Origin of the sequence: Pseudomonas sp. v388, assembly GCF_003935425.1 — a bacterium.
Classification (GTDB): domain Bacteria; phylum Pseudomonadota; class Gammaproteobacteria; order Pseudomonadales; family Pseudomonadaceae; genus Aquipseudomonas.
Genome location: NZ_RHQN01000003.1, coordinates 220308 through 244979, shown reverse-complemented (window position 1 = coordinate 244979; position 24672 = coordinate 220308). Strand labels below are relative to the sequence as shown.

General features: G+C 59.4%; 31 protein-coding genes. 19 read left to right on the top strand and 12 right to left on the bottom strand.

Annotated elements, in window-relative coordinates:
* Positions 1-135: 135 nt before the first annotated feature.
* The 4 genes from EGJ27_RS24895 to recX all read left to right on the top strand — a co-directional run bounded on the left by EGJ27_RS24895 (position 136) and on the right by recX (position 2483).
* A complete protein-coding gene (locus tag EGJ27_RS24895) occupies positions 136-294 on the top strand; it encodes a hypothetical protein (RefSeq protein ID WP_177522985.1) in 159 nt (52 codons plus the stop codon).
* A gap of 62 nt (positions 295-356) precedes the next feature.
* The gene (locus tag EGJ27_RS08780; RefSeq protein WP_125830335.1) at positions 357-857 is read left to right on the top strand and encodes a CinA family protein; all 501 of its coding nucleotides are present in this window, start codon (positions 357-359) and stop codon (positions 855-857) included.
* A gap of 94 nt (positions 858-951) precedes the next feature.
* Positions 952-2016: a recombinase RecA gene (recA, locus tag EGJ27_RS08775; RefSeq protein ID WP_125830334.1), complete on the top strand. Its 1065-nt coding sequence runs from the start codon at positions 952-954 to the stop codon at positions 2014-2016.
* Positions 2016-2483, top strand: coding sequence for a recombination regulator RecX (gene recX / locus EGJ27_RS08770; protein WP_125830333.1), 468 nt, complete (start codon positions 2016-2018; stop codon positions 2481-2483). Before recA ends, recX begins: the two co-directional genes overlap by 1 nt.
* Here recX and EGJ27_RS08765 read toward each other — a convergent pair.
* The gene (locus EGJ27_RS08765) at positions 2480-3604 is read right to left on the bottom strand and encodes a TIGR00730 family Rossman fold protein (RefSeq protein ID WP_125830332.1); all 1125 of its coding nucleotides are present in this window, start codon (positions 3602-3604) and stop codon (positions 2480-2482) included. The two genes, recX and EGJ27_RS08765, sit on opposite strands and share 4 nt — an antisense overlap.
* Positions 3605-3809: 205 nt before the next feature.
* Entirely contained in the window at positions 3810-4226 is a 417-nt protein-coding gene (locus tag EGJ27_RS08760) for a quorum-sensing-regulated virulence factor family protein (RefSeq protein ID WP_125830331.1), read from the bottom strand.
* A gap of 213 nt (positions 4227-4439) precedes the next feature.
* Between EGJ27_RS08760 and EGJ27_RS08755 the strand changes: the two genes are divergently transcribed.
* The 3 genes from EGJ27_RS08755 (at position 4440) to EGJ27_RS08745 (ending at position 6439) form a co-directional block, all read left to right on the top strand.
* Positions 4440-5186: a tRNA-uridine aminocarboxypropyltransferase gene (locus tag EGJ27_RS08755; protein WP_125830330.1), complete on the top strand. Its 747-nt coding sequence runs from the start codon at positions 4440-4442 to the stop codon at positions 5184-5186.
* 153 nt (positions 5187-5339) lie between these two features.
* Positions 5340-5987, top strand: a complete 648-nt coding sequence (erdR, locus tag EGJ27_RS08750) for a response regulator transcription factor ErdR (RefSeq protein WP_125830329.1) — start codon at positions 5340-5342, stop codon at positions 5985-5987.
* A gap of 86 nt (positions 5988-6073) precedes the next feature.
* Complete coding sequence (locus EGJ27_RS08745) at positions 6074-6439, top strand: diacylglycerol kinase (RefSeq protein WP_125830328.1); 366 nt, start codon at positions 6074-6076, stop codon at positions 6437-6439.
* Here the strand turns inward: EGJ27_RS08745 and EGJ27_RS08740 are convergent, their stop codons facing one another.
* Complete coding sequence (locus tag EGJ27_RS08740) at positions 6440-7366, bottom strand: LysR family transcriptional regulator (protein ID WP_125830327.1); 927 nt, start codon at positions 7364-7366, stop codon at positions 6440-6442.
* 122 nt (positions 7367-7488) lie between these two features.
* On the opposite strand from EGJ27_RS08740, the gene fpr reads away from it, so the two are divergent.
* A complete protein-coding gene (gene fpr / locus EGJ27_RS08735) occupies positions 7489-8268 on the top strand; it encodes a ferredoxin-NADP reductase (RefSeq protein WP_007923929.1) in 780 nt (259 codons plus the stop codon).
* A 46-nt stretch (positions 8269-8314) separates the two neighbouring features.
* Here the strand turns inward: fpr and tsaA are convergent, their stop codons facing one another.
* The 5 genes from tsaA to rimO all read right to left on the bottom strand — a co-directional run bounded on the left by tsaA (position 8315) and on the right by rimO (position 12260).
* On the bottom strand, positions 8315-9022 hold the full coding sequence (gene tsaA, locus EGJ27_RS08730; RefSeq protein ID WP_125830326.1) for a tRNA (N6-threonylcarbamoyladenosine(37)-N6)-methyltransferase TrmO: 708 nt from the start codon (positions 9020-9022) through the stop codon (positions 8315-8317).
* Between the two features lie 13 nt (positions 9023-9035).
* Entirely contained in the window at positions 9036-9497 is a 462-nt protein-coding gene (locus EGJ27_RS08725) for a DUF1456 family protein (protein ID WP_125830325.1), read from the bottom strand.
* Positions 9498-9564: 67 nt separating this feature from the next.
* The gene (locus EGJ27_RS08720) at positions 9565-10275 is read right to left on the bottom strand and encodes an rRNA pseudouridine synthase (RefSeq protein ID WP_125830324.1); all 711 of its coding nucleotides are present in this window, start codon (positions 10273-10275) and stop codon (positions 9565-9567) included.
* A 105-nt stretch (positions 10276-10380) separates the two neighbouring features.
* Positions 10381-10821 (bottom strand): acetyltransferase, encoded by a 441-nt coding sequence (locus EGJ27_RS08715; RefSeq protein ID WP_125830323.1) that lies wholly within the window; start codon positions 10819-10821, stop codon positions 10381-10383.
* Positions 10822-10928: 107 nt separating this feature from the next.
* Positions 10929-12260, bottom strand: a complete 1332-nt coding sequence (rimO, locus tag EGJ27_RS08710; protein ID WP_125830322.1) for a 30S ribosomal protein S12 methylthiotransferase RimO — start codon at positions 12258-12260, stop codon at positions 10929-10931.
* A 34-nt stretch (positions 12261-12294) separates the two neighbouring features.
* Here rimO and EGJ27_RS08705 point away from each other — a divergent pair, with 34 nt between their 5' ends.
* The 7 genes from EGJ27_RS08705 to EGJ27_RS08670 all read left to right on the top strand — a co-directional run bounded on the left by EGJ27_RS08705 (position 12295) and on the right by EGJ27_RS08670 (position 17044).
* Positions 12295-13914: a recombinase family protein gene (locus tag EGJ27_RS08705; RefSeq protein WP_125830321.1), complete on the top strand. Its 1620-nt coding sequence runs from the start codon at positions 12295-12297 to the stop codon at positions 13912-13914.
* 64 nt (positions 13915-13978) lie between these two features.
* Positions 13979-14236 carry a DUF1654 domain-containing protein gene (locus tag EGJ27_RS08700; RefSeq protein WP_177522984.1) on the top strand — a complete coding sequence of 86 codons (258 nt, stop codon included), beginning with the start codon at positions 13979-13981 and terminating at the stop codon, positions 14234-14236.
* A gap of 127 nt (positions 14237-14363) precedes the next feature.
* Positions 14364-14939: a hypothetical protein gene (locus EGJ27_RS08695; protein WP_125830320.1), complete on the top strand. Its 576-nt coding sequence runs from the start codon at positions 14364-14366 to the stop codon at positions 14937-14939.
* A 12-nt stretch (positions 14940-14951) separates the two neighbouring features.
* Positions 14952-16001, top strand: coding sequence for a hypothetical protein (locus EGJ27_RS08685; RefSeq protein ID WP_177522976.1), 1050 nt, complete (start codon positions 14952-14954; stop codon positions 15999-16001).
* Between the two features lie 13 nt (positions 16002-16014).
* Positions 16015-16227, top strand: a complete 213-nt coding sequence (locus tag EGJ27_RS08680; protein ID WP_256672721.1) for a hypothetical protein — start codon at positions 16015-16017, stop codon at positions 16225-16227.
* On the top strand, positions 16224-16505 hold the full coding sequence (locus EGJ27_RS08675) for a hypothetical protein (protein WP_125830318.1): 282 nt from the start codon (positions 16224-16226) through the stop codon (positions 16503-16505). Before EGJ27_RS08680 ends, EGJ27_RS08675 begins: the two co-directional genes overlap by 4 nt.
* A 2-nt stretch (positions 16506-16507) precedes the next feature.
* Complete coding sequence (locus EGJ27_RS08670) at positions 16508-17044, top strand: hypothetical protein (RefSeq protein WP_125830317.1); 537 nt, start codon at positions 16508-16510, stop codon at positions 17042-17044.
* Between the two features lie 69 nt (positions 17045-17113).
* On the opposite strand, the gene EGJ27_RS08665 is transcribed toward EGJ27_RS08670, so the two are convergent.
* On the bottom strand, positions 17114-17818 hold the full coding sequence (locus EGJ27_RS08665) for an XRE family transcriptional regulator (RefSeq protein WP_125830316.1): 705 nt from the start codon (positions 17816-17818) through the stop codon (positions 17114-17116).
* A 149-nt stretch (positions 17819-17967) separates the two neighbouring features.
* Between EGJ27_RS08665 and EGJ27_RS08660 the strand changes: the two genes are divergently transcribed.
* From EGJ27_RS08660 to EGJ27_RS25050, 3 genes are read left to right on the top strand one after another with little or no spacing between them, the layout of a single operon-like run.
* Positions 17968-18198 (top strand): Cro/CI family transcriptional regulator, encoded by a 231-nt coding sequence (locus tag EGJ27_RS08660; RefSeq protein WP_125830315.1) that lies wholly within the window; start codon positions 17968-17970, stop codon positions 18196-18198.
* Positions 18195-18824, top strand: a complete 630-nt coding sequence (locus tag EGJ27_RS08655) for a hypothetical protein (protein ID WP_125830314.1) — start codon at positions 18195-18197, stop codon at positions 18822-18824. The genes EGJ27_RS08660 and EGJ27_RS08655 overlap by 4 nt, the downstream gene beginning before the upstream one ends.
* A complete protein-coding gene (locus tag EGJ27_RS25050; RefSeq protein WP_256672719.1) occupies positions 18824-19732 on the top strand; it encodes a hypothetical protein in 909 nt (302 codons plus the stop codon). The genes EGJ27_RS08655 and EGJ27_RS25050 overlap by 1 nt, the downstream gene beginning before the upstream one ends.
* A 665-nt stretch (positions 19733-20397) precedes the next feature.
* On the opposite strand, the gene EGJ27_RS08645 is transcribed toward EGJ27_RS25050, so the two are convergent.
* The 3 genes from EGJ27_RS08645 to EGJ27_RS08635 form a co-directional block, all read right to left on the bottom strand.
* Positions 20398-20673: an ogr/Delta-like zinc finger family protein gene (locus EGJ27_RS08645; protein ID WP_125830313.1), complete on the bottom strand. Its 276-nt coding sequence runs from the start codon at positions 20671-20673 to the stop codon at positions 20398-20400.
* Between the two features lie 74 nt (positions 20674-20747).
* A complete protein-coding gene (locus EGJ27_RS08640) occupies positions 20748-21617 on the bottom strand; it encodes a phage portal protein (protein ID WP_125830713.1) in 870 nt (289 codons plus the stop codon).
* Positions 21529-23586, bottom strand: coding sequence for a terminase large subunit domain-containing protein (locus EGJ27_RS08635; protein WP_125830312.1), 2058 nt, complete (start codon positions 23584-23586; stop codon positions 21529-21531). The genes EGJ27_RS08640 and EGJ27_RS08635 overlap by 89 nt, the downstream gene beginning before the upstream one ends.
* A 162-nt stretch (positions 23587-23748) precedes the next feature.
* Here EGJ27_RS08635 and EGJ27_RS08630 point away from each other — a divergent pair, with 162 nt between their 5' ends.
* Entirely contained in the window at positions 23749-24672 is a 924-nt protein-coding gene (locus EGJ27_RS08630) for a GPO family capsid scaffolding protein (protein ID WP_125830311.1), read from the top strand.

Genomic DNA, 24672 nt, shown 5'->3' with positions numbered 1-24672 from the left:
GCAGCGGCGCAGGTCCGGCTTGCCCGCACGGATTGGTGAGCGGGCATTTCAGTCGGCTTCCACGGGAAGATTTGCCGTATAGAATTTTGCCCGTCGCCGCTCATTCCGGGCGGCCCGTGTTCAAAAGGATTGTACATGGCCAACAAGCGAGCAAGGGATGCTGGCAACGGACGCTTCATTACTCTGGAGGAGGCCCGGCGCCGGCCCGCGCAAACCATCGTCGAAACCATCAAAAAGCCGGAAACCCGGAAGAAGAAAGGTAACCGGCCATCCAGCGGAACGGTCGCACCTTGACCGCCCATCACCGGGCCGGACCTTTTGCACAGGGTCCGGCTCGAACCTGACAGGAACACATCGTGGAAGATATTACCCGGCTCGCCGATGCGCTCGGCAAGCTACTACAGGTTTCCAAGGCCCAGGTCACCACCGCCGAGTCGTGTACCGGTGGCGGCATTGCCGAGGCGATTACTCGAATCGGCGGCAGTTCGGCGTGGTTCGAGGCGGGCTACGTCACGTACTCCAATGCCCAGAAGACCCGACAGCTGGACGTGCCCGAAAGCTTGTTCAACACCGTCGGCGCGGTGAGCGAAGAAGTAGTGCGCTCCATGGTCGTCGGGGCGCAGCGCAACAGCGGTGCCCGGTATGCCGTGGCCGTCAGCGGTGTCGCCGGCCCCGGCGGCGGTTCGCCGGAAAAACCGGTCGGTACGGTCTGGCTGTGCTGGGGCGCAGGCTCAAGCCTGGTCGCCCAGCGTCGGCAGTTCGCCGGAGATCGCGATGCAGTGCGCCGACAGACGGTTGAGGCCGCGCTAGAAGGGCTGATCGAGCTTGTCGCTGGAGAAATGCCAAAACAGGGGTAGGCGCGCGCCTCTCCCTGTGGAATAATACTGTCTACTTATACAGGTGTTGCGGCCGTTCAGGCCCTAAATTGAATTTGATTACGTGAGGACTTCAATGGACGACAACAAGAAGAAAGCCTTGGCTGCGGCCTTGGGTCAGATCGAGCGTCAATTCGGTAAGGGTGCCGTGATGCGCATGGGCGACCATGATCGCCAGGCGATCCCTGCCATCTCCACCGGTTCGCTCGGTCTGGATATCGCACTGGGCATCGGCGGTTTGCCGAAAGGCCGGATCGTGGAAATCTACGGCCCGGAATCTTCGGGTAAAACCACGCTGACCCTTTCGGTCATCGCACAGGCCCAGAAAATGGGCGCAACTTGTGCGTTCGTCGATGCGGAACACGCTCTCGATCCGGAATACGCCGGCAAGCTGGGCGTCAACGTCGATGACCTGCTGGTGTCGCAGCCGGACACCGGCGAGCAGGCTCTGGAAATCACCGACATGCTGGTGCGTTCCAATGCCATCGACGTGATCGTCGTCGACTCCGTCGCCGCTCTGGTGCCCAAGGCCGAAATCGAAGGCGAAATGGGTGACATGCACGTCGGCCTGCAGGCCCGTCTGATGTCCCAGGCGCTGCGCAAGATCACCGGTAACATCAAGAACGCCAACTGCCTGGTCATCTTCATCAACCAGATCCGTATGAAGATCGGCGTCATGTTCGGCAGCCCGGAAACCACCACCGGTGGTAACGCGCTGAAGTTCTACGCTTCGGTCCGTCTGGACATCCGCCGCACCGGCGCGGTAAAGGAAGGCGACGAAGTGGTGGGCAGCGAAACCCGCGTCAAGGTCGTCAAGAACAAGGTGGCACCGCCGTTCCGCCAGGCCGAGTTCCAGATTCTCTACGGCAAGGGTATCTACCTGAACGGCGAAATCATCGACCTGGCCGTTGCGCATGGCTTCATCGAGAAGTCCGGCGCATGGTACAGCTACCAGGGCAGCAAGATCGGTCAAGGTAAAGCCAACTCGGCGAAGTTCCTGGCGGACAATCCGGAAATCGGCAATGCCGTCGAGAAGCTGATTCGCGACAAGCTGCTGACTCCTGGAGTTGACACCAAGGCTGTCGGCTCCCGCGAGCCTGCCGCTGCTGACGACATGGCTGAAGCTGACATCGACATCTGATGGCTGTCGTGCTTGATACCGTCGTCGCGGTACGACGGACCGCAATGGACCTGCTCGCGCGACGCGAGCACGGTCGAGTCGAGCTGACGCGTAAACTGCGTCAGCGCGGCGCAACCTCCGAGCTTATCGAACCCGCCCTCGACCGTCTGGTTGAGGATGGGCTTCTCTCTGAATCCCGTTACCTTGAAAGCTTTGTCGCTTCCCGGGCTCGTTCCGGCTATGGCCCTTTGCGTATTCGTGAAGAGCTGGGCCAGCGCGGCCTACAGAAAGCCGATATCGAGCAGGCGCTCAAGGAATGCGGCGTCGACTGGCAGGAAAAGCTTCAGGAAACCTGGCAGCGCAAGTTTGCCGGCAGGCTGCCTGTCGACGCACGCGAGCGCGCGCAGCAAGGGCGCTTTCTGAGTTATCGAGGTTACCCGCTGGACAGCATCGGCCGCCTGTTGAGCGGCCGAGGCGCAGACGATTAAGTTGCCCGAGAGACTGTATCGGTAACGGATGCCGCCGACCGTGGCTCTGAAGCCGCGATCCGGTTTTCCGCAAGATTGATATAGTCAATCAGCTCTCGCAGGCGGCCCTGATTGCGTCCGGTGAAGGTGAAAGCCAGACGTGTCAGATGGCTGAACTGCGCCTCATCATGTTGCTCTCCTTCATAGCGATGCTGATGGAAGTTCTCGCTCAGGCACAGATCGGCAAAGGCCTCTTGCATATGCGCCAGCGCCTGCTCGGTGAGCGGATGGTGCATGCGGATCACGAACTGGTTCTTCAGCCACCGACTGGAATGGTAGTTGCTGTAGAACTGGTTGATTTCCTGCACGGCTTCGTCGGTGCTGTAGACCAGGCGCATCAGTTTCATGTCGGCCGGCAGGATGTAGTGATTGTCTTCCAGTTGGTGCTTGATGAAGTCCAGCGCGCTTTGCCAGAAGTTGGCGCCGGGATTGTCCAGCAGCACGATGGGGACCAGCGGGCTCTTACCGGTCTGGATCAGGGTCAGCACTTCCAGCGCCTCATCCAGCGTGCCGAAGCCGCCAGGGCAGAGCACCAGCGCGTCGGCTTCCTTGACGAAGAACAGCTTGCGGGTGAAGAAGAAATGGAAGGGCAGCAGGTTTTCCGTACCTTCCACGGTCGGGTTGGCATGCTGTTCGAACGGTAAGGTGATGTTGAACCCCAGGCTGTGCTCACGACCCGCGCCCTCGTGGGCCGCGGCCATGATGCCGCCGCCGGCGCCGGTGATGACCATCATGTCGGATTCAGCGATCTTGCTGCCCAGCTCGCGGGCCAGCTGATAAACCGGGTGCTCGACCGGGGTACGCGCAGAACCGAACACCGTGACCTTGCGCCGCCCCTTGAAACGTTCCAGCACCCGAAACGCGCCGTCCAGCTCGCGCAGGGTTTGCAGGGTAATCTTGGCATTCCAGCGATTGCGATCGTCCTGAGCCATGCGCAGGACGGTAAGGATCATGTCGCGGTACAGCGGCAGGTTCGGACTGCCGGGCGCTACAAGGTTGATGTGGTCTTCGATCTTCGCGGTAAGGTCCAGGCCATTGCTTTGAAAGTGCCGGGACAGGACATCATTCGGGACATAAGGCATTCAAGATTTCTCCTCCTGCAGAATCGCGATTCACAGGATGATGGTCCGGTTTGCCCCAAAAGGCTACCCATGTAGAAAGCGGGAAGGGCGTCGGTACGGTCGCGGCGTCTGTGTCGCGGGTACCAACGCTTCGAGGACAAGCGGGGCTCCTATGGAAACGGCGTGGGGCCGTAGGAGCGGACTTGTCCGCGAAGGCGTCAGGCTATTACTTTTTCGGCCGGGCCGTGCAGTCCGCCGCCTGGAACGTCTGGGTCGCCACCGGGCGGTTGGTCTTGTATTCGGTGAATTGATACTTGAGGACGGCGCCTTTGGTCATCAGCTGACGGTAGCCGTTGTTGCGGCAGACGCTGTTGCCCAACTGATTGCGCATCACATCCGGGTTGGCGCGCATCTGCTGAGCCTGGCCTTCGCGCACGCTCAGGTGGTTGATCAGCTCCTTGCCGTTGACCGTGTAACCCTGGTCGAGGATGTCTTCGTTGATCGCTCTCGGCGTGCCGACGCTGCTTTCCTTCGCAACTTTTTCCAGCATCTTGCTGAGCTCGAACTCCTGTTTCGAGGCTGCCTGGGCGCACAGCGGAGCGGCGAGCAAAAGTGTAAGGGTGGGGACGATAAGGCGCAGCATCAAACTCTCCTGATTTAGTGGCTGGGCGTTTGGACCAGCAACTCGAACATGCGTTCCGGGTCATCCGCCCTGGGCGGGCTGGATGCCGCGCCAGTATAAGGCAGGAGCCGGCGTGAAAGCAGGTTGAAGCGCCGGGGGTCTGATAAACTGCGCGCACTTTTTCTGCCGGGTTTTCGTGGTGTCGATGCATTCCTTCAGTTGGCAGGTGCTGTAATGAGTCATGCTGTTTCCCGGTTGCGGGACGAACGTCTGGCGCGCAGTACCAAACCGTTTATTGCCCGCGGCTCCCGCGCGCCTCGCTGCCCCGGGTGCCGGGTGATAGTCAGCTACTGTCTGTGCGCCTGGAGGCCGACGGTGGCGGCGACATCGGGTATGTGTCTGCTGATGTACGATACCGAGCCTTTGAAGCCCACCAACACCGGATGGCTGATAGCCGACGTGATCCAGGACACTCACGCCTTCGGCTGGTCGCGGATAGAGGTCGACGAACAACTGCTGAGCCTGCTCGACGACCCGCAGTGGCAGCCGTACATCGTGTTTCCAGGCGAGTTCGTCGCCCCGGAACGCGTCGTGACCCAGGTCAGTCAGGAGCCAGGCAAGCGGCCGCTGTTCATCCTGCTGGATGCCACCTGGACGGAAGCGCGCAAGATGTTTCGCAAGAGCCCGTATCTTGAGCGGTTTCCGGTGCTGAGCCTGGCGCCAGAGCAGATATCACGCTACCGCCTGCGCCGATCCCGGCGTGACGACCATTTCTGCACGGCGGAAGTGGCGGCGCTGTGCCTGGAGCTGGCACAGGACCATACTGCCAGTGGCGTGCTGGATGCCTATCTGGATGTGTTCAGCGCCCACTATCTGGGTGCCAAGTTCCAGAACCCGATTGACCCGGACGACGCAGCACACAGCCATTTGAAGGCTTATCTTCAAGCAGAGTCCGTAAGGGATGTACTCGAGGGTGCGTGATGCTTGACCGTCATGGTCTTGCTGGGCATCCTTGGCGCCGCTTGAAGGCTGACGGCCACGGATGTGCCCGGTCGGCCGAGTGAATCATTGGCATTCCCGATGCCTTGTTGAGCGGCCGGCCGGTCCGGCCCTCACTATAAACAGGATCAAACGATGACCTACGACATCCTGATCGCCGATGACCATCCCCTGTTTCGCAGCGCGCTGCGTCAGGCGTTGAGCATTGGCCTGGGGCCTGATGCGCGGCCGGTCGAGGCAGAAAGCATTGCCCAGCTCGAGTCTCATCTGGAACAGAAGGCCGACTGGGATCTGGTCCTGCTGGATTTGAACATGCCCGGCGCCTACGGGTTTTCAGGGCTGGTGCTGCTACGTGGGCAATATCCGCAGATTCCCGTGGTGATGGTTTCCGCCCAGGAAGAAGCTTCGATTGTGGTCCGTTCCCGGGAGTTCGGTGCCAGCGGCTTCATACCCAAGTCCAGTTGCCTGGAGGATATCCAGCAGGCGGTGCGCGCGGTGCTCGACGGCGATGTCTGGTGGCCGCCGCAGGTCAACGAGACGGTCAGTGTCTCGCCCGAGGCCAAGGCGGCCAGTGCCGGGCTTGCGAGCCTGACACCCCAGCAGTTCCGGGTGCTGACCATGGTCTGTGAAGGCTTGCTCAACAAACAGATCGCTTACGAGTTGAGCGTCTCCGAAGCCACCATCAAGGCCCACGTAACGGCGATCTTCCGCAAGCTTGGTGTGCGCACCCGGACTCAGGCGGCCTTGCTGCTGCAACAACTGGAATCCATTTCATCTGTTTGAAAGAACGGCAGGCGGAAATACGTTCACGCTTTTTTGACCTGTTCTACCTTAATTTCCATCATCTTTTTTGCACAGCAGCCCTCTCTATGTCGCCCTTCAAAGGCCAGACCGGCCTGAAACGAATCTTCAATGCCGCAGGCTATTCCCTTGATGGCCTGACGGCCGCTTTCAAGGGCGAGGCGGCGTTTCGCCAACTGGTACTGCTCAACGTCGTGCTGATCCCGTTGTCGTTTTTCGTCAATGTCAGCAAGGGCGAACAGGCCCTGCTGATTGCGGTCTGCCTGTTGGCATTGATCGTCGAGCTGCTCAATTCGGCGGTGGAAGCGGCTATCGACCGGATCTCCCTGGACCTGCACCCGCTGTCCAAGAACGCCAAGGACATGGGCAGCGCAGCGCAACTGGTTGCGCTGGGCATGATTGGGCTGGTCTGGGGTGTGATACTGCTGGGCTGATCAGTACAGGCTGGGCAACACGATTTCATCACTGCGCCGCACGCCTGCGGTGAACGCCCGGCACAGCTCCAGAAATTCCCGCATGGCAGAGGTCTGATACTTCTGTTTGTGCCAGATGAAATAGAACTGTCGCGACAGGTCCAGCTCCGGCGTTTCCAGTGCTACCAGGCTGCCTCGACGAAATGCATCGCGCAGTGCCAGACGCGAAATGCAGCCAATACCCAGCCCCGACTCCACTGCGCGTTTGATCGCTTCGGTGTGCTCCAGCTCCAGGCGCACGTTCAGGCCGTTGCGATGGTGACGCATGGCCTGATCGAAGGTCAGTCGCGTGCCCGAGCCCTGTTCACGAAGAATCCACGCTTCATGGGTGAGTTCCTGCAACGTGGCGCGGGCGCGCTTGGCCAGCGGGTGCTGCGGCGCACAGAACACCACCAGCTCATCCTCGACCCAGGACTGAACTTCGATATCCGGATGGCTGCAATCACCTTCGATCAGACCCAGATCAATTTCGTAATGAGCCACCTGCTGCACGATGTGCGCGGTGTTCTGCACGTGCAGCTTGACCTGGCTTTCCGGGTGGCGCTGCATGAAGCTGCCGATCAGCAGGGTCGCCAGGTAATTGCCGATGGTCAGGGTCGCACCCACCGCCAGCGAACCGAAGCCGGACTTGCCGTTGAGCAGGTCTTCGATTTCCTTGGCCTGGTCGAGCAGCGCGACGGCCTGGGGCAGGAGCTGGCGACCGGTCGCGTTGAGGCTCAGGCGCTTGCCGGCCCGATCAAAAAGCTGGGTACTGGATTGACGTTCCAGTTCGGTGATCGAGGTACTGGCGGCCGATTGCGAGAGCGAAAGCAGCACGGCAGCGCGCGACACGCTTTCCTGCTGAGCGACAGCGACGAAGACTTGAAGTTGACGGAGAGTGAATCGCATATCTATATAACCGATTACCCATATCTTGATAATTCATTTAACAGATATTGTGTCTGCCACTAGAATGTCGCGCAATAGCGCATTGCCCCTGCGGGCACGAAAATTCAGGAGTTCCCACGTACATGAGCAACATGAACCACGAGCGTGTCCTCAGCGTCCATCACTGGAACGACACCCTCTTCAGTTTCAAGTGCACCCGCGATCCAGGCCTGCGCTTCGAGAACGGTCAGTTCGTCATGATCGGTCTGCAGCAGCCCAACGGTCGCCCGCTCATGCGTGCGTATTCGATCGCCAGCCCTAACTGGGAAGAGCATCTGGAGTTCTTCAGCATCAAGGTGCCAGACGGCCCGCTGACCTCGCAGTTGCAGCACCTCAAGGAAGGCGACGAGATCATCATCAGCAAGAAGCCTACCGGCACGCTGGTGCTGGATGATCTCAAGCCCGGCAAGCATCTGTATCTGCTGAGCACCGGTACTGGTCTGGCGCCGTTCATGAGCGTCATCCAGGACCCGGAAACCTACGAGCGTTTCGAAAAGGTCATCCTGTGCCACGGCGTGCGTTACGTGAACGAAGTCGCCTACCGCGAGTTCATCACCGAGCACCTGCCGCAGAACGAGTTCTTCGGTGAAGCGCTGCGTGAAAAGCTGATCTACTACCCAACCGTGACCCGCGAGCCGTTCGAGAACGAAGGCCGCCTGACCGACCTGATGCGCAGCGGCAAGCTGTTCAGCGATATCGGTCTGCCACCGATCAACCCGCAAGACGACCGCGCCATGCTGTGCGGTAGCCCAAGCATGCTCGACGAAACCAGCGAAGTGTTGAACAGCTTCGGCCTGACCGTTTCGCCGCGCATGCGTGAGCCGGGGGATTACCTGATCGAGCGTGCATTCGTCGAGAAGTAAACCCGGTCAAAGAAAACCCGCCGAGCCTTGCGACCCGGCGGGTTTTTTATTGCCCGGAATCCAGCGCCGGGACCACGTCGAGCACTCGAATGAAGCCCGGCTCGGGATAATGCCAGCGCACGTCCAGATCCCAGAACCGCGCGCCGTAACGGCGTTCCGGCGTCGGCGTCTGGTACGCCGGACGCGGGTCTTGCGCCAGGCACTGTTCGATCAGTTCCACCAGCGGTTCCCCGAGGCGCAAGCCATTTTCCCGAGCCTGCCTCAGTGCGTGGTCTTCCCAGAGCACTGGAATCAGATCGGGGGCGGCGCTCGCCATCCTGTTGCTGGCGTCACTGATGATATCGGCGTAAGGAACGTAAGGCTTGATGTCCAGCACCGGCGTGCCGTCCAGCAGGTCAATACCCGACAGCCACAGACGACCGGGTTCGACCTTGTCCAGCTTGACCACAGACTGGCCAATCCCGTTGGGCCGATGCGTCGCGCGAGTGGCGAATACGCCCACCGACTGGTTACCGCCCAGGCGCGGCGGGCGTACCTTCAGGCGAGGTTTGTCTTCCAGGGCCAGATGGAACAGAAACAGCAGCCAGACGTGACTGACCTGCTCCAGACCCTGCACCGCGTCGCCTTGATCGAACGGCGCTACCAGCTCCAGCACGCCACGCGCGGCGGGCGCCAGTTGCGGCTGGCGGGGAATCGCGAACTTCTCCTTGAAGCAGGAGCGCACGAAACCGACCGGGGAGACTTGATGACTCACGATGGCGACCGGATCAGCCGCGAACGCGCAGGGTCAGGCCCTTGAGAAAGTTGCGCAACAGCTGGTCGCCGCACTCGCGGTAGTTGGTATGGCCTTTCTTGCGAAACAAAGCGCTCAGCTCAGGCTTGGACACCGGGAAGTCTACCGACTTGAGGATCTCGTGCATGTCGTCTTCCTTGAGCTCGAAGGCCACCCGCAGCTTCTTGAGAACAATGTTGTTGGTGATCGGCAGCTCGATCGCCGGTGCCGGGCGGCTCTCGTCCTTGCCGCGCTTGAAGTACACCAGCCCATCCAGGAAGTGGGCCATGATTTCGTCGCTGCAATCGAGGTAGCCTTCCTCGTCTTCTTTTTTCATGAAGGCGATGACGTCGGTCTTGCTGATGTCGAAACCGGCAAGTTTAGTGATCTCGACAATCTTGCTGTCGCTGATATCGAGCATGTAGCGCACGCTGCGCAATACATCGTTGTTCATCATGGTGCGGGAGTCCTGATAATTCGTAAGGCGGCGCACGGGCAGGGCCATGCGCGCATGAATGAGGGGGTTAGAACTTTTCTTTGGAGGTCATGTAGCGCCACTGGCCTTCAGGCACCTTGGCCATGGACACGCCGCCGACCCGGATGCGGCGCATGGAAACGATCTTCAGGCCGACTGCTTCGCACAGCGCCGCGATAACGCCGGGCTGCGGGTTCTTCATGGCGAAGCGCAGACGGTCTTCGTTCTGCCAGCTGGCCTTGACCTTGGGAAATTCCTTGCCCTTGTAGGTCAGGCCATGATTCAGCCGGTTGAGGCCGTGGGCGACCATTTCGCCGGACACCTCCACCACGTATTCCTGCTCGATCTTGCTGCGGTCGTCGGTCAGCTTGCGGATGATCTTCCAGTCCTGGCTGAACACCATCAGGCCGCTGGCATTGTCCTGTAGCGTAGAGGTGGTTTCCAGGCGCAGGAAATGGCCTTTCAATGGGCGTTTGCCGAACCGGTGTTCTTCGGACAGGGTGCCGGGAGTGATCAACTGCAACGCGCCGTCTGCGGGGACGCTGGCGGGTTTGTGCAGGATGATGGTCACCGGCTCCGGCGCGTCAGCCTTGGCTTGCGGGCTGAGCTCGACTTTCTGGTCGCCGACCTTGAACTGCGGCTCGTCGATTACCTCGCCATCCACGGTTACCCAGCCGCCCTCGATATACAGCTCGGCCTCCCGACGGGAGCAGCCGGTCAGCTCGATGAGGCGTTTGGAAAGGCGAATGGGATCTGTCATGACAAGAAGCCGTTTACTTATGGGAAAGGCGTCATTGTAACCGCGCGCGTCGGGTTAATCGCGGCATCATTGCAAATGCGCTGCAATCGGCGATCCTGAATCGGCCTACCACTTCCACTGGCGGCTCATTCTCAGCATCGGGTAGGGCTGGCCCAGTCCATCGACCTCGGAACGGCTGACTACCTTGAATCCCTGCTTGAGATAGAAGCCCAATGCCTGTGGGTTCTGCTCGTTGACGTCCAGCTCCGTGATCCGGAAGTGTGCGATGGCATGGTTCAGCAGGTGTTTGCCCAAGCCTTGCCCGCGGTAGTCCGGATCGATGAACAGCATGTCCAGCCGATGGCGGCTGACGCCTGCAAAGCCGGTGATCCGTCGCGTATCGTCGCGGGTGCAAAACAGGCTGACCGTTTCCAGGTACTGGCCGAGCAGGCCCTTGAGGGTAGCGATGTAGTCGTCGGGCAGGAAGTCATGGGTTGCCCGCACCGAACGCTCCCAGACCTGGGTCAGTTCGGGGAAGTCGCTGGTGTCCGGGGTGTGGATGTCCATGATGAAATCGTCTCTCGAGGTTCCGGTACCGCCACAGTTTACGCCCATAAAAAAAGCCCCGCCGGTTTCGCCGGGCAGGGCTTTCAGGGTGCAGCGCTCAACTCATTTCAGATGGGTTCGGCCCACAGGTCGTACTCGTCGGCATCGGTAACGCGGCACATGATCTTGTCGCCCGGCTTGACGGTACTGTCGTCTTCCAGGCCGATGAAGACGTTGCCGTCGATCTCCGGGGCGTCGAAGAAGCAGCGGCCCACCGCGCCGCGCTCGTCGACTTCATCGATCAGCACTTCGATCTCCTTGCCGATTTTCATCTGCAGGCGTGCCGCGCTGATGGCCTGCTGGTGCGCCATGAAACGGTCCCAGCGGTCCTGTTTGACGTCATCTGGCACGACCGCCGCATCCAGCAGGTTGGCTGGAGCACCCTCGACCGGTGAATACTGGAAGCAGCCGACGCGGTCCAGTTGGGCTTCGGTCAGCCAGTCCAGCAGGTACTGGAAATCTTCCTCGGTTTCACCGGGGAAGCCGACGATGAAGGTCGAACGGATGATCAGGTCCGGACATTGCTCGCGCCAGTTCTTGATCCGCGCCAGGGTCTTGTCTTCGAACGCCGGGCGCTTCATCAGCTTGAGGACGCGCGGGCTGGCGTGCTGGAACGGAATGTCCAGGTACGGCAGGATCTTGCCGGCCGCCATCAGCGGGATCAGCTCATCGACGTGCGGGTACGGATAGACATAGTGCAGACGGACCCAGACGCCTAGCGAGCTGAGGGCCTGGCACAGTTCGGTCATGCGGGTCTTGACCGGCTGGCCGTCCCAGAAACCGGTGCGGTATTTCACATCGACGCCGTAGGCACTGGTGTCCTGAGAGATCACCAGCAGTTCCTTTACGCCCGATTTCACCAGACGCTTGGCTTCGTCCAGGACATCGCCGACCGGACGGCTGACCAGTTTGCCACGCATCGAGGGGATGATGCAGAAGCTGCAACTGTGGTTGCAGCCTTCGGAAATCTTCAGATAGGCGTAATGGCGCGGCGTCAGCTTGATGCCTTGCGGCGGCACCAGGTCGATCAATGGGTTGTGATCGATATTCGGCGGCACCACCTGATGCACGGCATTGACCACCTGCTCGTACTGCTGCGGACCGGTGACCGACAGCACGCTTGGGTGCACATTGCGGATCACGCTCTCGTCGACGCCCATGCAACCGGTCACGATCACCTTGCCGTTTTCCGCCAGCGCTTCGCCGATCACTTCCAGCGACTCGGCCTTGGCCGTGTCGATGAAACCACAGGTGTTGACGACCACGACATCGGCGTCTTCGTAGGTCGGTACGACTTGATAACCTTCCATGCGCAACTGGGTCAGGATGCGCTCGGAGTCCACGAGAGCCTTCGGGCACCCTAATGATACCCAGCCTACACTTGGAGTTTTTGATGTCATGATAGGGGGGTTCCTCATCAGGGTTGATTTTCTAATGGCTAAAAACGGCGCGCGAGTATACAGCTATTTGCGCTTCTCGGACCCCCGTCAGAGCACCGGCAGCAGCGCCGATCGTCAGTTGCAGTACGCCCAGCGCTGGGCTGCCGAAAAGGGTCTAGTTCTTGATGCTTCACTATCGATGCGTGACGAAGGCTTGTCAGCCTACCACCAACGGCACATCACCCAAGGTGCCCTGGGCTTGTTCCTCGTTGCGATAGAGGAGGGACGCATCAGCCCAGGTTCCGTCTTGATCGTCGAAGGGCTCGACAGGTTGAGCCGAGCAGAGCCGATCCAGGCACAGGCTCAACTGGCACAGATCATCAATGCCGGCATAACGGTCGTGACCGCAAGCGACGGTCGCGAGTACAACCGGGCCAGTCTCAAAGCTCAGCCGATGGACCTGGTCTATTCGCTCCTGGTCATGATCCGCGCGCATGAAGAGTCCGACACAAAGAGCAAGCGTGTTAAAGCGTCCATACGGCGGCAGTGTGAAGGTTGGCAGGCGGGCACCTACCGTGGATGCATCCGCAACGGTAAGGATCCGCAGTGGCTCCGGTGGGACGGTGCCCAGTGGGAGCTGATCCCCGAGAGGGTTGCAGCGGTGCGGCGTACCTTGGAGCTTTACCAGCAGGGTTTCGGAAAAGACAAGGCAGCGAAGATCCTGTTTGAAGAGGGCTTCACGCTTACTGAACGAGGTGTAACCGGACTGCAGGTCTACAGGCTCGTTCGCCTGCAGGCGCTGCGGGGGGCAAAAACGCTGAAGGTCGACGGCGAAGACTTCGTGCTGGAAGAGTACTACCCCAGGCTTATCTCGGACGCCGAGTGGGAAGAGCTGCAGTATCTGGCAGGACAGCGACTTCGTCGCCGGGGCGTGAACGAGATTCCCGGGCTGGTGACGGGCATCGGGATTACCTACTGTGGTTACTGCGGTACCGCCGTCGTTGGGCAGAACATGATGGGTCGAATGCGCGCTGATGGGACCCTTGCTGATGGCCATCGTCGGCTGCAGTGTGTGTCGTACAGCATTAACCAGGGCTGTAGCGCTGGGGGTTCCTGCAGTGTCGTTCCGATCGAGAAAGCGATACTGAACTTCTGCTCGGATCAGATGAACCTGCAGCGCCTGCTCCAAGCTGGTGACGACGGCAAAGGCCTTCGTCACCAGTTATCCACGGCTCGTGTAGAGGTTGAGAAAATAGGTAGCCAGCTGAGCAAGATTACCGATGCGCTGTTGGCGGACGAAAGTGGCTCGGCACCGATCTCGTTTTTGCGTAAGGCGCGAGAGTTGGAATCAGACCAGGCCGAGGCGGAGCTGCGGGTTTCGCAACTTGAAAGGGAAGTGGCCGCACTGGCTCGCACAGGGATACCTGCGAGAGCTGAGCGGTGGGGAGAACTTGCTGAACGAGCCAATGCCCTCGATCCCGATGCCCGGCAGCAGATCCGGCAGATGGTTATGGATACGTTCGAACGGATAGTCGTCTACATGCGCGGTATTGGGGCACAGGACCGTTCCAGTAAGTTCATCGACGTGCAGCTGTTGTCGCGCACTGGCCAACATCGGGTGATCCAGATTAACCGTCGAACTGGGGAGTGGGTCGCAAGCGAAGACTGGGACTGAGGGTTGCGCCGATAAATCTCGTGAATATACTGTACAGACATACAGTAATAACAAGGAGCCCCGCGTGTCCCAGATCCTGCCGTCCAGCGTTGATCGTCCGATGCTTTCCCCTTATCAGCATCTGCTTCATCGTATACACCGACAGATAAACAGCTCCGCTGCACAGTTGAGGCGGCAAACGACGATTGTGCGTGCGCCTGACGAAAACGCCGAGGACTGGGATGCTTTTTTGGAGCAACTGGATATTGAAGAGAGCGTGAGCGTGACCCGTCTAGGCTGGGGGATCGCTCGGCTCGAATGGACCAATCAGCACAGAAGCTAAATAGCCTAAAGCTAACTTTATTACAGGATAAGTTAGGTTGGGGCTTGCTTGGGCGTAAGCCATAGGCTAACTTTAGCTCCGTTGATCCACCGCTGTATCTCAGCGGCAATGTCCACGGAGACTAGCCATGCATGTTGTAACCCTTTCCCCAGAAGCCCGGTCGCACATGGCCGGGCAGCTCGCCGATAGCCACAGTAGCGGAACTGGTTTTCAGTGCGCTTATGCACTTGCTGCTATCGCAAGCGGCCGAGTAGTAGACGTCGCGCACATGATGCTCGTGCCTCATGGGGCCTACCTTTCAATCTGGATCGTTCTTCTTGGCCGACAAATTAGCACCACCATCTGTCAGCCAGATGCGACCCCTGAGCGGATCACTCAGATTCTGCAAGAGCATGCGAATGCTGTAATTGGCAGCTCTGAGATAGAGCCAGCCAGTTTCATCGTCCTGTGCGATTTAACCTCGTCTCTGAAAGTCGCCGTGGTTATGAAAAGTGGCAGGTACCTCCTCCCAGTTGGGGATTTACCAGAGCTTCACCTGGTGATAGATCCCGCGATCTGGAGACCAGGCCGGCCCCGATTTCACTTCGAGCTAGAGGGAATTCGGCTGACCATGCCGGCGCTCCTTCCGAAGTCTGACGGCACCGCCCTGCAGTTGCTCCTTGGATGCACTCGCGATCTCGTCAACAACTACCGGAACGCCTGACGGGAGATAACCATGTCGAATAGTGCTATGGGTTCGAGAATGCGTCAGATCCTCTTCACCATCGCCATCTCACTGTCGTGCGTGACGGCTTTGTCCGTAGCGATGGCGATGTTTGCCCTGATCGAGGATCCCTTGCTGGCATTTGTATTCGCGGCGGCCGCAGTCCTGCTTGATCTGTATAAATATCTCGCTTGGCCAGTAGCAATGGGCATGCTGGCCGCCGGTAAGAATTTCTGCGCAGCGTTAATGATCGCGTCGGCCCTGGTACTCGCAGCCGTCTCGGGTTGGGCGACCTACGATCGATTGCTGACATCGATCGTTTCAGCCCAGGCTCGTTCTACCGCGGTGACAGAGCAGCGCATGGTTGACCTGCAAGCGGTGAAGTCCGACGGACTACGGCAGATCGACTCTCTGGACAACGATTGGCGCTCGACGACGGATCAAGCTCGACAGCTTCGCGAGCGAGGCATGGTCAGCAAAGCGCAGGAATTGGAGACGTCGGCGCTCGGTCGGATTGCTGAAGAGCGTGAGCGGGTGTTGCAGCGGCTGGATCGTGTCTCTGTTGAACTCACGGAGTCGCGGGTGATGACCGGGAAAACAATTGGGCTGCCCGAGCTGCTGGCGATCCTGCTTTGTGCCGGCTTTGCAGGCGCGCTTGAAGCGGTCCCCGCACTGATCGGCTCAGCCTTGCGTACCGGCTGCGCATCCGAAGTCACGCTGGCTATTGTCAGCACACCGGCAGTGCCAGCAACACCGGCAGTGCCAGCAACACCAGCAACACCAGAAACACCAGCAACGCTGGCGACACCGGACCCAGTAACGACACCAGTTTTGGCAAAGCCGGCACCCGGTGAACAACAGGACCTGTTCGGTTCGCCTGATGGAGCCCTGATGCAGACGCTGCTGGACATCACACGAACAGCCGCTCCAGGCACACCCATATCGCTCCGTAATTTCACCTCTGCCGCTCGGGTCGGGAACCGACGCGCTATGAAGCTATTTCGTGCAGCGCTCGACCTGGGCGAGCTGCGTAAAACCACCGCCGGATATGTGACCGCTTGAGGAGGGCATGGCCATGAATTTCGAATTTTCAGAGCAGGATAAACAAATGCTTTCTCGCAGCGTGTCAGGCTGGAGGACCGCGAACTTGGAAATTGATACCGCGATTCGTTTGGAGAACTGGCGGGCTATCGACAGCGCCCAAATTGATCGATCGTCGCACGCCAACACGATCGCACTTATCGTAAATAAATATGCAGACTCAGTAGAACACGGAGCACGGCCATGATCGGTATTCCAAAGACAGGCACCCTGGAAAACGGCCGTATCGCTGCGAACGTCACCAGCGGTTACCAATTCTCAACAGCGGATGGCCGTCCGGCGCGTTTAGCGATCATCGATGACCAGGGAAACGTGGTTGAGGCTGGCGACGCTGTAGCCCGCGAGGCGTGGAACGTGTGCGTCGCCGTTATCAAGAATTTCAAAATTGGGCAGGGGCACATTGTTGTGCATAGCGCACCCCCTGGAGGGGTGACGGTAAGTTCAAGCCGTGCGCAGGATGACTGACGGTGAAGACTTTTATCTATAAAGCCAAGACTACCGGTCAAACGCTACGCGTAGCGGAGAGTAAGTCTGTGTTGAAGCTGCATCATCTCCTTATATATTTTCCGAACTTCCCGGAGCGAGCGGGCAGGAAGTTCGATATCTCCAAACTGATAGGCCAGGTCACCCTTGTTCATTATATCAAAACGCCTTTTGGCGAGGTAAAGAAACCTAACCACGTCCAGGTCGTCAGTAAGAGGGTGTCTCACGCTATCGATGTTTCTTCTGCCATATTCACGGCCAGGCTCAGGGAGGAACAGGATGGACTCATGCTCGGTCCAGTGGGGGGTGATGTCAATCAACGCCCCCTCAGTGTTCTGCCAGACAGCGTGGAACTCAGCTTCGATGTAAAGATCGGCGACTTGCCAAATGGCCCAGCCGTTCAGCTGTTTTCCCTTATGAGCGACAACATGCTTTGGGACAGTGTAGAAACTTTCACCGATTGGCTCGCCGGTCAACGGTTTATGAGGGATAACGAGGGGAGATTGGTCCTGGACTATTGAACGGCAGAACTCGATTACATATGGGGAGTCCGGGGATGGTGCCTGAGAAATCATAATTGAGTTTTCCGCTTACATGCCGGTGATCTTGGCGTCAATCGCACGGCCTATGATTTCCCAGCTCCCGTCCAGCACAACCGGCTGATAGCTGGGATTAAGCGGCACCAGGTAACCGACCCCAGCATCCATTATGTACTGCTTAAACGTGGTTTCACCACTGACCGTGTTGCGTGCAACATAGAACTTCCCGCTGATGACATCGAAGCCTTCCGGGCGGATCAGAATGGGGGTGCCCTCGGGAAAGGTAGGTGGCGTCTCCGAGGTCATTGATTTCCCCTTGACCCTCAGCCAGTAGCCTTTAGGCCCAGCATTCTCCGTCGAACTCAGCCATTCATCTGCCACACCTGTGGGATAGGTCGCCGATGATTCAATGCCTGCCCCGGCATCTACCCAGGTGATCAACGGGTACTCGGTGGCCTCCCTGCGTGGCTGCACCATCGGGCTGACGTTCGCCATCTCCGCGATCTCAGAAGCCAAGCGAGGGCTGAAGCTTTCAATGGGCTCCTGAATCATCTTTGCCAGTACAGCTGCGAAGCGCGCATTCAGAGGATTTATGCCCCGCAGGTACTGGTTGACGGATACGGGGGTGATTCCTGCGGCCTCGGCGATCTGCCGCTGCGTCAATTTCAGCTCATTTTTTTTCGCGAGGAAAAGGGCGTTAGCTGCTTCGCACTCAGCACGCAGAGCGTCTGTAAGGGGTTTTTTCGTATAGGTCATTTGTGGATTATAAGCCGTAGGCTAACGCTTTTGGGTTCGCCAATGGCGTCGGAGTTAGGATCGCTGTGTAAGCCTGTGGCGTATTTATCTTGATCCAATAAAAGCCATAGGCTAATATCCGGGCTTCGCAGACCCAGAGGTGTAGAGCCGTGGAACAAATATCGTTGAGAGATTTCGTCAGGAAGGTCGGGCAGGCCCGGGTTGCTCGCGCTCTTGGCGTCAAACCCGCATCTATTGCAAAAGCCTTAAAAATGGGTCGCAACATTGAAGTCACCGTCGCTGATGATGGTAGTTGCGTAGCTTCTGAGGTGCGTCCATTCCCGTCCAATGCCCAAGATGACCCGGCGTCTGTCCAAGCTAATAGCAGCAGCGCCGCATGAACACGTCTAACCCCGGACAGCTGTCGATCTCCCGTGATCAAGTCTTGGTTGCCCATGCCGCAGATATGATCGTGCGGACCGGTTTCAGCCAGGACGACTTCGCCCAGGCGCTGAGCAGCAATCTGCACATATTGATTCCCGAGAAGGCCACCGGTAAGGACGTGCCAGACTTCGATAAGTTGGCCCTTGGCAATGACACTACGGAGTTCCTGCGAGCATCGGGAGCATGGCTGCGCCGGGTGAGCCGGTGGTTAAGTGGTGAGGTGGACCTGCCTAGCTGGATCGAGGAGGCATGGGTCCAGTCATTGACTGGCGAGTTCCATGAATGCTGCGTCAATGAGCTGGCAAGCCGCCATGGCCTGACCGGCGCGCGCCAGGTTGATGGCGATGGTAACCCGGTAGGTGCCTTCGGCCTGCTAGTTTCCAGGCTCGGCAGCGTTGTGCAGCTCGGCAGCGAGATCCTTGAGGACGGTCGGATTGACGTCGAGGACTTGAACTCCCTTCCAGAATTTGTTGAGCGTCTGCTGTCCGTCGAAGCGCGTAGCTGCGAGCTGCGGCTGCGTGCCGAGGCAGTACTGCAGAAGCAGTCTGCATCCCCAGTACTGCACCAGGTGAAAACGCGATAGTGAATTCCCTGGATAAGAACAGCGCCCCGCGCACCAATCGCAAGGCCGGCCCAGTTAAGAGCCGGCCTACTGCTGTGCGTCGCGACAAGAAGGATCCTCACTCAGCGCTGCGTGCGCCGATCCGGCCCGAGCGATATCGTGAGAAGCGAACGCTAACCGCTGAACAGCGCAAAAACCCGCTTCTGCGTATGGCGTTCGCACGGCTTAGCCAAGCACCCGAGCTACGAGGCCAGTATTTGCGTGCCCTGGACACCCTCCACGGCAGTCGCCGGACGCGGTCTGAGAAGTTTGATGCACTGGCCAAGACGTGCGAGCAGATCCTGCTGCGTTTGGACCTGGCCACGGGCGTATTGGGCTGGCTTGATGTCGAGCGGGGTGAATACTTTCTGAACACTCAATGCGGCATTGCAGAAGACAGCGGCGTGTCTGCGCCGGCGTTCAATCGTTTGATCCACAGTCTTGAGACAGTAGGCTACGCCTATCGCCGGATCGAACGCGTCCGCCTCGACGAGAAGGACGCGGCCGGTCTGAATTTGGTCCGCACGCGAGTTTTGATCCGCCTGACCGAACAATTTTTCGCAGACCTTGGTCTGCGGTACTTGTGGTATCGAGCAAAAAAAGCTGCGAATAAAAAGCGTGAAAAAGAGCTGCGCCAGGTTGGTGATATTCGTATGGCTCGACAAGAACGCGCTTCCCTGGAGCAACTGAGACGCGAGAAGTCGCGGCGGAACTGGGAGAACAGCGAAGCTCGCAAAGCAGCGCAGAACGACCTGCCGGCCCCGGCATCACCATCTGAGATTTCACGTGGGCCAGAGCCACCCAGACAGCACGATCGAGGCGCTGTGAAGCCGTCAGCCCTCATGGATCGACTCTTAACCAAGATCGGCAAGACCCCCCCGCTTAGTTAATCGCATCCCCTGCGAGGCCAGACCACGTCTGGCAGCTCCAAAAACCCCTTTCACTCGCCTACCGCTGCTGGTTGTACCGGCAAAACGCCACCCGTGCGTCTATTTTCCAGCGTCATTTTCTCGCTCCGCCGGCGGAAGCACCGAGCAACCGTAAAGCATTTGAATTAAATGGAATTTTAAACCCCCTCCAGCAACCCCGATGGGTATAAAAAGAGACTTACGGTGTGTTCTGGGAGGCCGCAGTGTTGGGTACAAGATGATGCCTTCGCCCAAGGGCTCAGCTCGCTACGCTCAGCTTTCTAGAGGATCGCGGGCTGCGCGCCCGCACCAGCGGCAGGGCAGTGCCCTGCACCCATCCCCGGATCACCTGCACCATGTGCAGGCAGTCCGGGGGGCGAAGAGCGGTAATTGAGCGCGCCGAGGTGCAGTCGAAATCTTGCCGCCGGCGCACGCGGGCCAAGCGCGGAGGCGCAGCCGGAATTTTCGGGTGCGGGTTTGTCAGACAACCGGCCGCTGCGCGGGTTCCGCCGCGCCGCTATTGCGGTCCGTCAACTGAGATAGGGGAGGCGGCTTATATGCCTGCTGTGCAGGCATGTAGGCGGTGGTGCGTGGGAAGATTCTAGGCAGGCGTCACGACGCGTGGAGCGGCAGAATCAGCAGACGAGTCAGATTCCCGGCTGCTGTCCGAGTTGGGCGATTAGTTGTTGCTTCTGCGCTGGCGTCATGTCGCGCAGCTGGTCGAGCAGACGATCGTCAACCTCCAGGGTGTCGAGCCTGCGAACGGGAGCGTTGAGCGAGTGCGAGAAGGTCAGGTGGGCGACCCAGGTGTGTCCGCATTCGGGGTTCAGGCACAAGCAATACAGCTTGGTGAAGCCCTTGGTTTGTTCCCTGCTGGAGCTGATTTTTCCTTTGCTATTGCAGGCTGTGCAGTAGACGCGCATTGGCCCCTCCGTCGTTCTTTTACATGGCAGCATTTTGCCACATTTTCAAGTGAAACACCCTGGATTCTGGTGTTTTATACAGTGCTTTCTGCTTGAGTTGGCACCGGTCTCCAGCTGAATCTTCTGTCTTGGCGTAGGCACTGATTTGCCTGGTCAAACAGCTGGCAGATCGGCCTGATTTCGTTGCTGGTGTACACGCGATCGATCTTCTCGATGTCGCCGAATCCCGCGCTGTTCTCCGGAATGATGCCGGCGAGGGCAGGGTTCATGCGCCACGCCGCGATGACGTCGTTTCGCGTGATGTTCTTGACCTTCTCCAACTCGTCCTTGGCCTGAAAGTCACCCACCGGGATGATCTGGATGGCGTTTTCCTTGCCGTTGGGAATGTTGACGAACATTGACCGGAAGTTGCCCACGCCCTTGCTGGAGCTGATCTGGGCGCGCAGCTCATCTTCGTCTTCCTCGGTCATGTCCGGATCATTGGTGTAGAAGATGTATCCGGCGTGGGCTCCATTGCTGTAGTACCGGCGGCGAAAAAGTGTTGCCGCCTCATTGAGCAGCAGCGCCTGCAGGCCGCCGAGATAGTCCGGGATCCCGTAGATATTCTGCTCCACGTCGTAATCCATGACGTGCTCGATCTCCTCCTGGTCGAATTCCATTTCCTCGTTGTCGGGCAGCAGCATCACGTACCCACCGCCGACCTTCACGCGCATGTTGATGGCGGGCAGGTGCTCCAGCTCCAGGACTTCGCCGAACGCGCTGCGGTTGCGATAGAGATACGCCTCGCCGAACACCATGTAGTCCAGTCCCGCACGGCCCATGGTCTGGGCGCTGCAGCCGGCTGACGGGACGAACTCACGCAGCAGCAGGTTGCGCTTGAATTTGGGGATTGCGCCGTGGTGCGCGTTGGCACGCAGCAGCTTGGCCAGGCCCGCCCGCGACACCGGCGGCTTGTAGATCTTGCCGTCGTCGCTGGGGAACACCCCCACGTACTCGCCGATGTTGCCGCTCAGGACCTGCTCCGGCTCGCCGAACGTGAACGACCGGACGGGCTGCTGCTGTGGGGCCTGCTGTCTGACCTGGTGTTTTTTGCGTCGATTGGGCATTGCTTCCGCTCATGAGGTAGCGGCTACGACGCCGCTTGTTCGTGTTCAAGGGTTCGTTGGCCAGGGCATGCATGATTGCCCAGGCGATATCGGCGTGGCCGGTGGCTTCCGTGCGGCTGGCGCTGTAGGTGATCTGGCCACCGTTGGTGGTGCCGCGCTTGATGGTCAGGAACGCCTGGGCGATATCCGTCCAGCCGGCATCCCACTCGATGCGGCTGCCCTGGATCGTGTCCTGGGCCTTGAGCACCAGCGTGTTCTTGGCCTCAAGGCTGTAGTGGATCGGTGTGACCTTCGCGTAGAAGTCCCGCACCAGGTCGAATACGCCGTAGCCCACGCCGGTGATGTCGATGCCGATATGCTGGACGTTGAAGCGCTCGGTGAGCTTTTTGACCTGGGCGGCCTGATGAGTGAACGACGTCCCTCGCCAACTGTGCTTTTCCAGGATCCGGAACTTGGCCCCCGGTTCGAGCGGCGGCGCAACCACCACGCAGGTGGCATCGTCGCGGGTCCGGCTCGGGTCGTAGCCGAGCCAGACCGGACTGTTGCCGAACGGGCGGTCCAGTTCGGGGTTGTAGTCGTCCCACAACGTAAGGTCGGAGTAACAGCGCTCCAGGTCCTTGAGGCCGAAAGCGCTCTGCGTGCTGTCGATGAACTTGCAGTAGAACAGCTGCTGAAACTTGTCTTCGTCGTACTCCAACTGCAGCTGCTCGATGTCGAACAGATCGCACCCGCCGGCGATCGCATCGTCCAGCGTGATCGTCTTGCGCCATTGACCGTCTGGGCACAGTGCGCCTTTCGTGTAGGCCGCCTCGGTCGGCCACTCGCCGCCGGCTTTCTTGCCGCGCTTGCTGTTGCGGAAGGCCTCGCCGGTCCAGAACGGATACGCCTGGTGCGACACAGCGCTGGGCGTCGAGAAGTAGGTTTTGCGCCACTTCTTGTGGGTGCCCATGGCGCTGGCCACCGTGCTCAGTTTCTCGAAGTCACGGATCCAGAAATATTCGTCGACGTAGACGTGGCCATGGTAGCCCTGGGCGGTGCTGCTGTTGGTGCTCAGGAATCGCAGCTCGGCACCGTTGCTCAGGGTGATCGGGTTGCCGGTCAGCTCGATGCCAAACCACTTCTGGGCAAATCCGATGATGTAGCTGCGGAAGATCTCCGACTGCGCCCGGGAGGCCGACAAGAACACCTGGTTGTCGCCGGTCAGCACGGCGTCCATGAACGCCTCCCCGGCGAAGTAGTAGGTCAACCCCACCTGGCGACTTTTGAGGATGTTCCGGATCCGGCACGTCAGCGGGTTCTGTTTGGCCTCGAACAGCTCTTTCTGGTAGTCGAACATCTGGCTGATGAACTTATCCAGGAAGTCGACTTCAGTGAGGCCGCTGACGTCGTTCTTGGCCTTCTTCTCGCGCTTCTTCTCGCTCTTGTCGCCTCGGCCGCCACGCGGTTTGCGGGCAGGCTCGTTTCGGCCGCTGCTGTCGTCGTCCTCGCTGGCCGGCGCACCTGGTGCCGCCGGCACCGACTTGACGCATTGCTTCGCCAGCCGCTCGCGCAGGGTCGTCAGCCGGTCGAGTTCGTCCAGCTCGCCCTTGCTGAGGACGTCGGTTTTTTCCAGCAGTAAGGTGATACGCCGACTGACCGCCGTCAGCGGTTCCTCGTCAGTGAGCATGTCTTCCCAGCCCCCGACGCGGATCCAGTGATAGACGATCCGGATGTTGGGCAGGTTGAGCTGCGCCTGAATTTCCTTGGCCTTGTAGCGGCGCAGAAACAGGCGTTTGGCGGCTTCTTTAACTTCGGTCGAGTAGTACATGGGCCGCAGTCTATGCGGCGAAAACAAGGAAAACGTGTGGATAAAATCCGCATTTGTCCTCGATTTCAAAACAAGGACGAATGCGGATTTTATTCGTTTGTTGAGGCGGTCGGCGCTCCCTATCTTGGGGCCTCACTTCATCGATGAGCGCAGTCCAAGCCAATGCCCCGTTCCCTTGTAAGCTTCTGGAAACGAGTTGCCACCAGTGGTCCCACCATTGATGGGCGCGTGATTACCGTCCAGGAACTGCGCGACATCGCCGAGACGTACAACACCGCTACCTACACGGCGACGATCTGGTCCGAGCATGAGCGCTGGCCGGGCTCATACGGCACCGTGTTTGCCGTCCGGCTGCTGGAGAGTGTGGACGGATTGAAGCCAGGCCAAGTCGCACTGGAGGCGCAGCTCAAGCCTAACGACAAGCTCCTGGCTTTGAATGACCAGGGCGAAAAGCTGTTCACCAGCATCGAGATCACCCCGAATTTTGCGAATACCGGCAAAGCCTATCTGTCGGGTCTGGCCGTCACCGACTCGCCGGCAAGCCTTGGCACTCAGGAACTCTACTTTTCCCGCAAGACCGGCCAGCCGGTGCATTTCGCTGCCGCCGTGCCCCTCGGCTCCCTTCAGGAAGATGAATCAAAGAGCGAGCTGGCCAAGCTGTTCAGCGCCTTGGCCGGACTGTTCAAGGGCTTCGCCTCGGAGCCGGCCGCCGAAGACAACCCAACCCCAACCACCGAGAGCAAACCCCCAATGGATGAAGCTACCGCAACGGCCCTCAAGGCCCTGCTGGCACAGCTGCTGGTCGTCGCTGCCGGCATCCAGGCTGTGATTGAGCCTGCCGCCGCAGATGCACCCGAGCCTGAACAGGCTCCGATCGACGAGGTAACCACCGCTGTGGACGCGATCGTCACCACCGCCGAAGAGGAGCGCGAATTCGCCCGCACCGGTGGCGCGTCGAACAAGGCCGTTCTGGCTGCGCTGACGGAAATGCAGAAGCAGTTTTCCGCGCTCCAGAACACCCCGACCGGCCGTGTAGTTCCTCGCACGACCGGTCCCGCTGCCACCACTGCCAAGAAGGTGCTCTGA

Excerpts from the sequence above, each read along its gene's own strand:
- EGJ27_RS08745 (WP_125830328.1), top strand. The coding sequence starts at position 6,074 with ATGTCGCCCTTCAAAGGCCAGACCGGCCTGAAACGAATCTTCAATGCC.
- EGJ27_RS08765 (WP_125830332.1), bottom strand. The coding sequence starts at position 3,604 with ATGCCTTATGTCCCGAATGATGTCCTGTCCCGGCACTTTCAAAGCAAT.
- EGJ27_RS08680 (WP_256672721.1), top strand. The coding sequence starts at position 16,015 with ATGAATTTCGAATTTTCAGAGCAGGATAAACAAATGCTTTCTCGCAGC.
- EGJ27_RS08705 (WP_125830321.1), top strand. The coding sequence starts at position 12,295 with ATGGCTAAAAACGGCGCGCGAGTATACAGCTATTTGCGCTTCTCGGAC.
- EGJ27_RS08685 (WP_177522976.1), top strand. The coding sequence starts at position 14,952 with ATGTCGAATAGTGCTATGGGTTCGAGAATGCGTCAGATCCTCTTCACC.
- EGJ27_RS08715 (WP_125830323.1), bottom strand. The coding sequence starts at position 10,821 with ATGGACATCCACACCCCGGACACCAGCGACTTCCCCGAACTGACCCAG.
- EGJ27_RS24895 (WP_177522985.1), top strand. The coding sequence starts at position 136 with ATGGCCAACAAGCGAGCAAGGGATGCTGGCAACGGACGCTTCATTACT.
- erdR (WP_125830329.1), top strand. The coding sequence starts at position 5,340 with ATGACCTACGACATCCTGATCGCCGATGACCATCCCCTGTTTCGCAGC.
- recA (WP_125830334.1), top strand. The coding sequence starts at position 952 with ATGGACGACAACAAGAAGAAAGCCTTGGCTGCGGCCTTGGGTCAGATC.
- EGJ27_RS08725 (WP_125830325.1), bottom strand. The coding sequence starts at position 9,497 with ATGATGAACAACGATGTATTGCGCAGCGTGCGCTACATGCTCGATATC.
- EGJ27_RS08655 (WP_125830314.1), top strand. The coding sequence starts at position 18,195 with ATGAACACGTCTAACCCCGGACAGCTGTCGATCTCCCGTGATCAAGTC.
- fpr (WP_007923929.1), top strand. The coding sequence starts at position 7,489 with ATGAGCAACATGAACCACGAGCGTGTCCTCAGCGTCCATCACTGGAAC.
- EGJ27_RS08740 (WP_125830327.1), bottom strand. The coding sequence starts at position 7,366 with ATGCGATTCACTCTCCGTCAACTTCAAGTCTTCGTCGCTGTCGCTCAG.
- EGJ27_RS08645 (WP_125830313.1), bottom strand. The coding sequence starts at position 20,673 with ATGCGCGTCTACTGCACAGCCTGCAATAGCAAAGGAAAAATCAGCTCC.
- EGJ27_RS08630 (WP_125830311.1), top strand. The coding sequence starts at position 23,749 with ATGCCCCGTTCCCTTGTAAGCTTCTGGAAACGAGTTGCCACCAGTGGT.
- EGJ27_RS08760 (WP_125830331.1), bottom strand. The coding sequence starts at position 4,226 with ATGCTGCGCCTTATCGTCCCCACCCTTACACTTTTGCTCGCCGCTCCG.
- EGJ27_RS08665 (WP_125830316.1), bottom strand. The coding sequence starts at position 17,818 with ATGACCTATACGAAAAAACCCCTTACAGACGCTCTGCGTGCTGAGTGC.
- recX (WP_125830333.1), top strand. The coding sequence starts at position 2,016 with ATGGCTGTCGTGCTTGATACCGTCGTCGCGGTACGACGGACCGCAATG.
- EGJ27_RS08755 (WP_125830330.1), top strand. The coding sequence starts at position 4,440 with ATGAGTCATGCTGTTTCCCGGTTGCGGGACGAACGTCTGGCGCGCAGT.
- EGJ27_RS08720 (WP_125830324.1), bottom strand. The coding sequence starts at position 10,275 with ATGACAGATCCCATTCGCCTTTCCAAACGCCTCATCGAGCTGACCGGC.
- EGJ27_RS08635 (WP_125830312.1), bottom strand. The coding sequence starts at position 23,586 with ATGTACTACTCGACCGAAGTTAAAGAAGCCGCCAAACGCCTGTTTCTG.
- EGJ27_RS08675 (WP_125830318.1), top strand. The coding sequence starts at position 16,224 with ATGATCGGTATTCCAAAGACAGGCACCCTGGAAAACGGCCGTATCGCT.
- rimO (WP_125830322.1), bottom strand. The coding sequence starts at position 12,260 with ATGACATCAAAAACTCCAAGTGTAGGCTGGGTATCATTAGGGTGCCCG.
- EGJ27_RS08695 (WP_125830320.1), top strand. The coding sequence starts at position 14,364 with ATGCATGTTGTAACCCTTTCCCCAGAAGCCCGGTCGCACATGGCCGGG.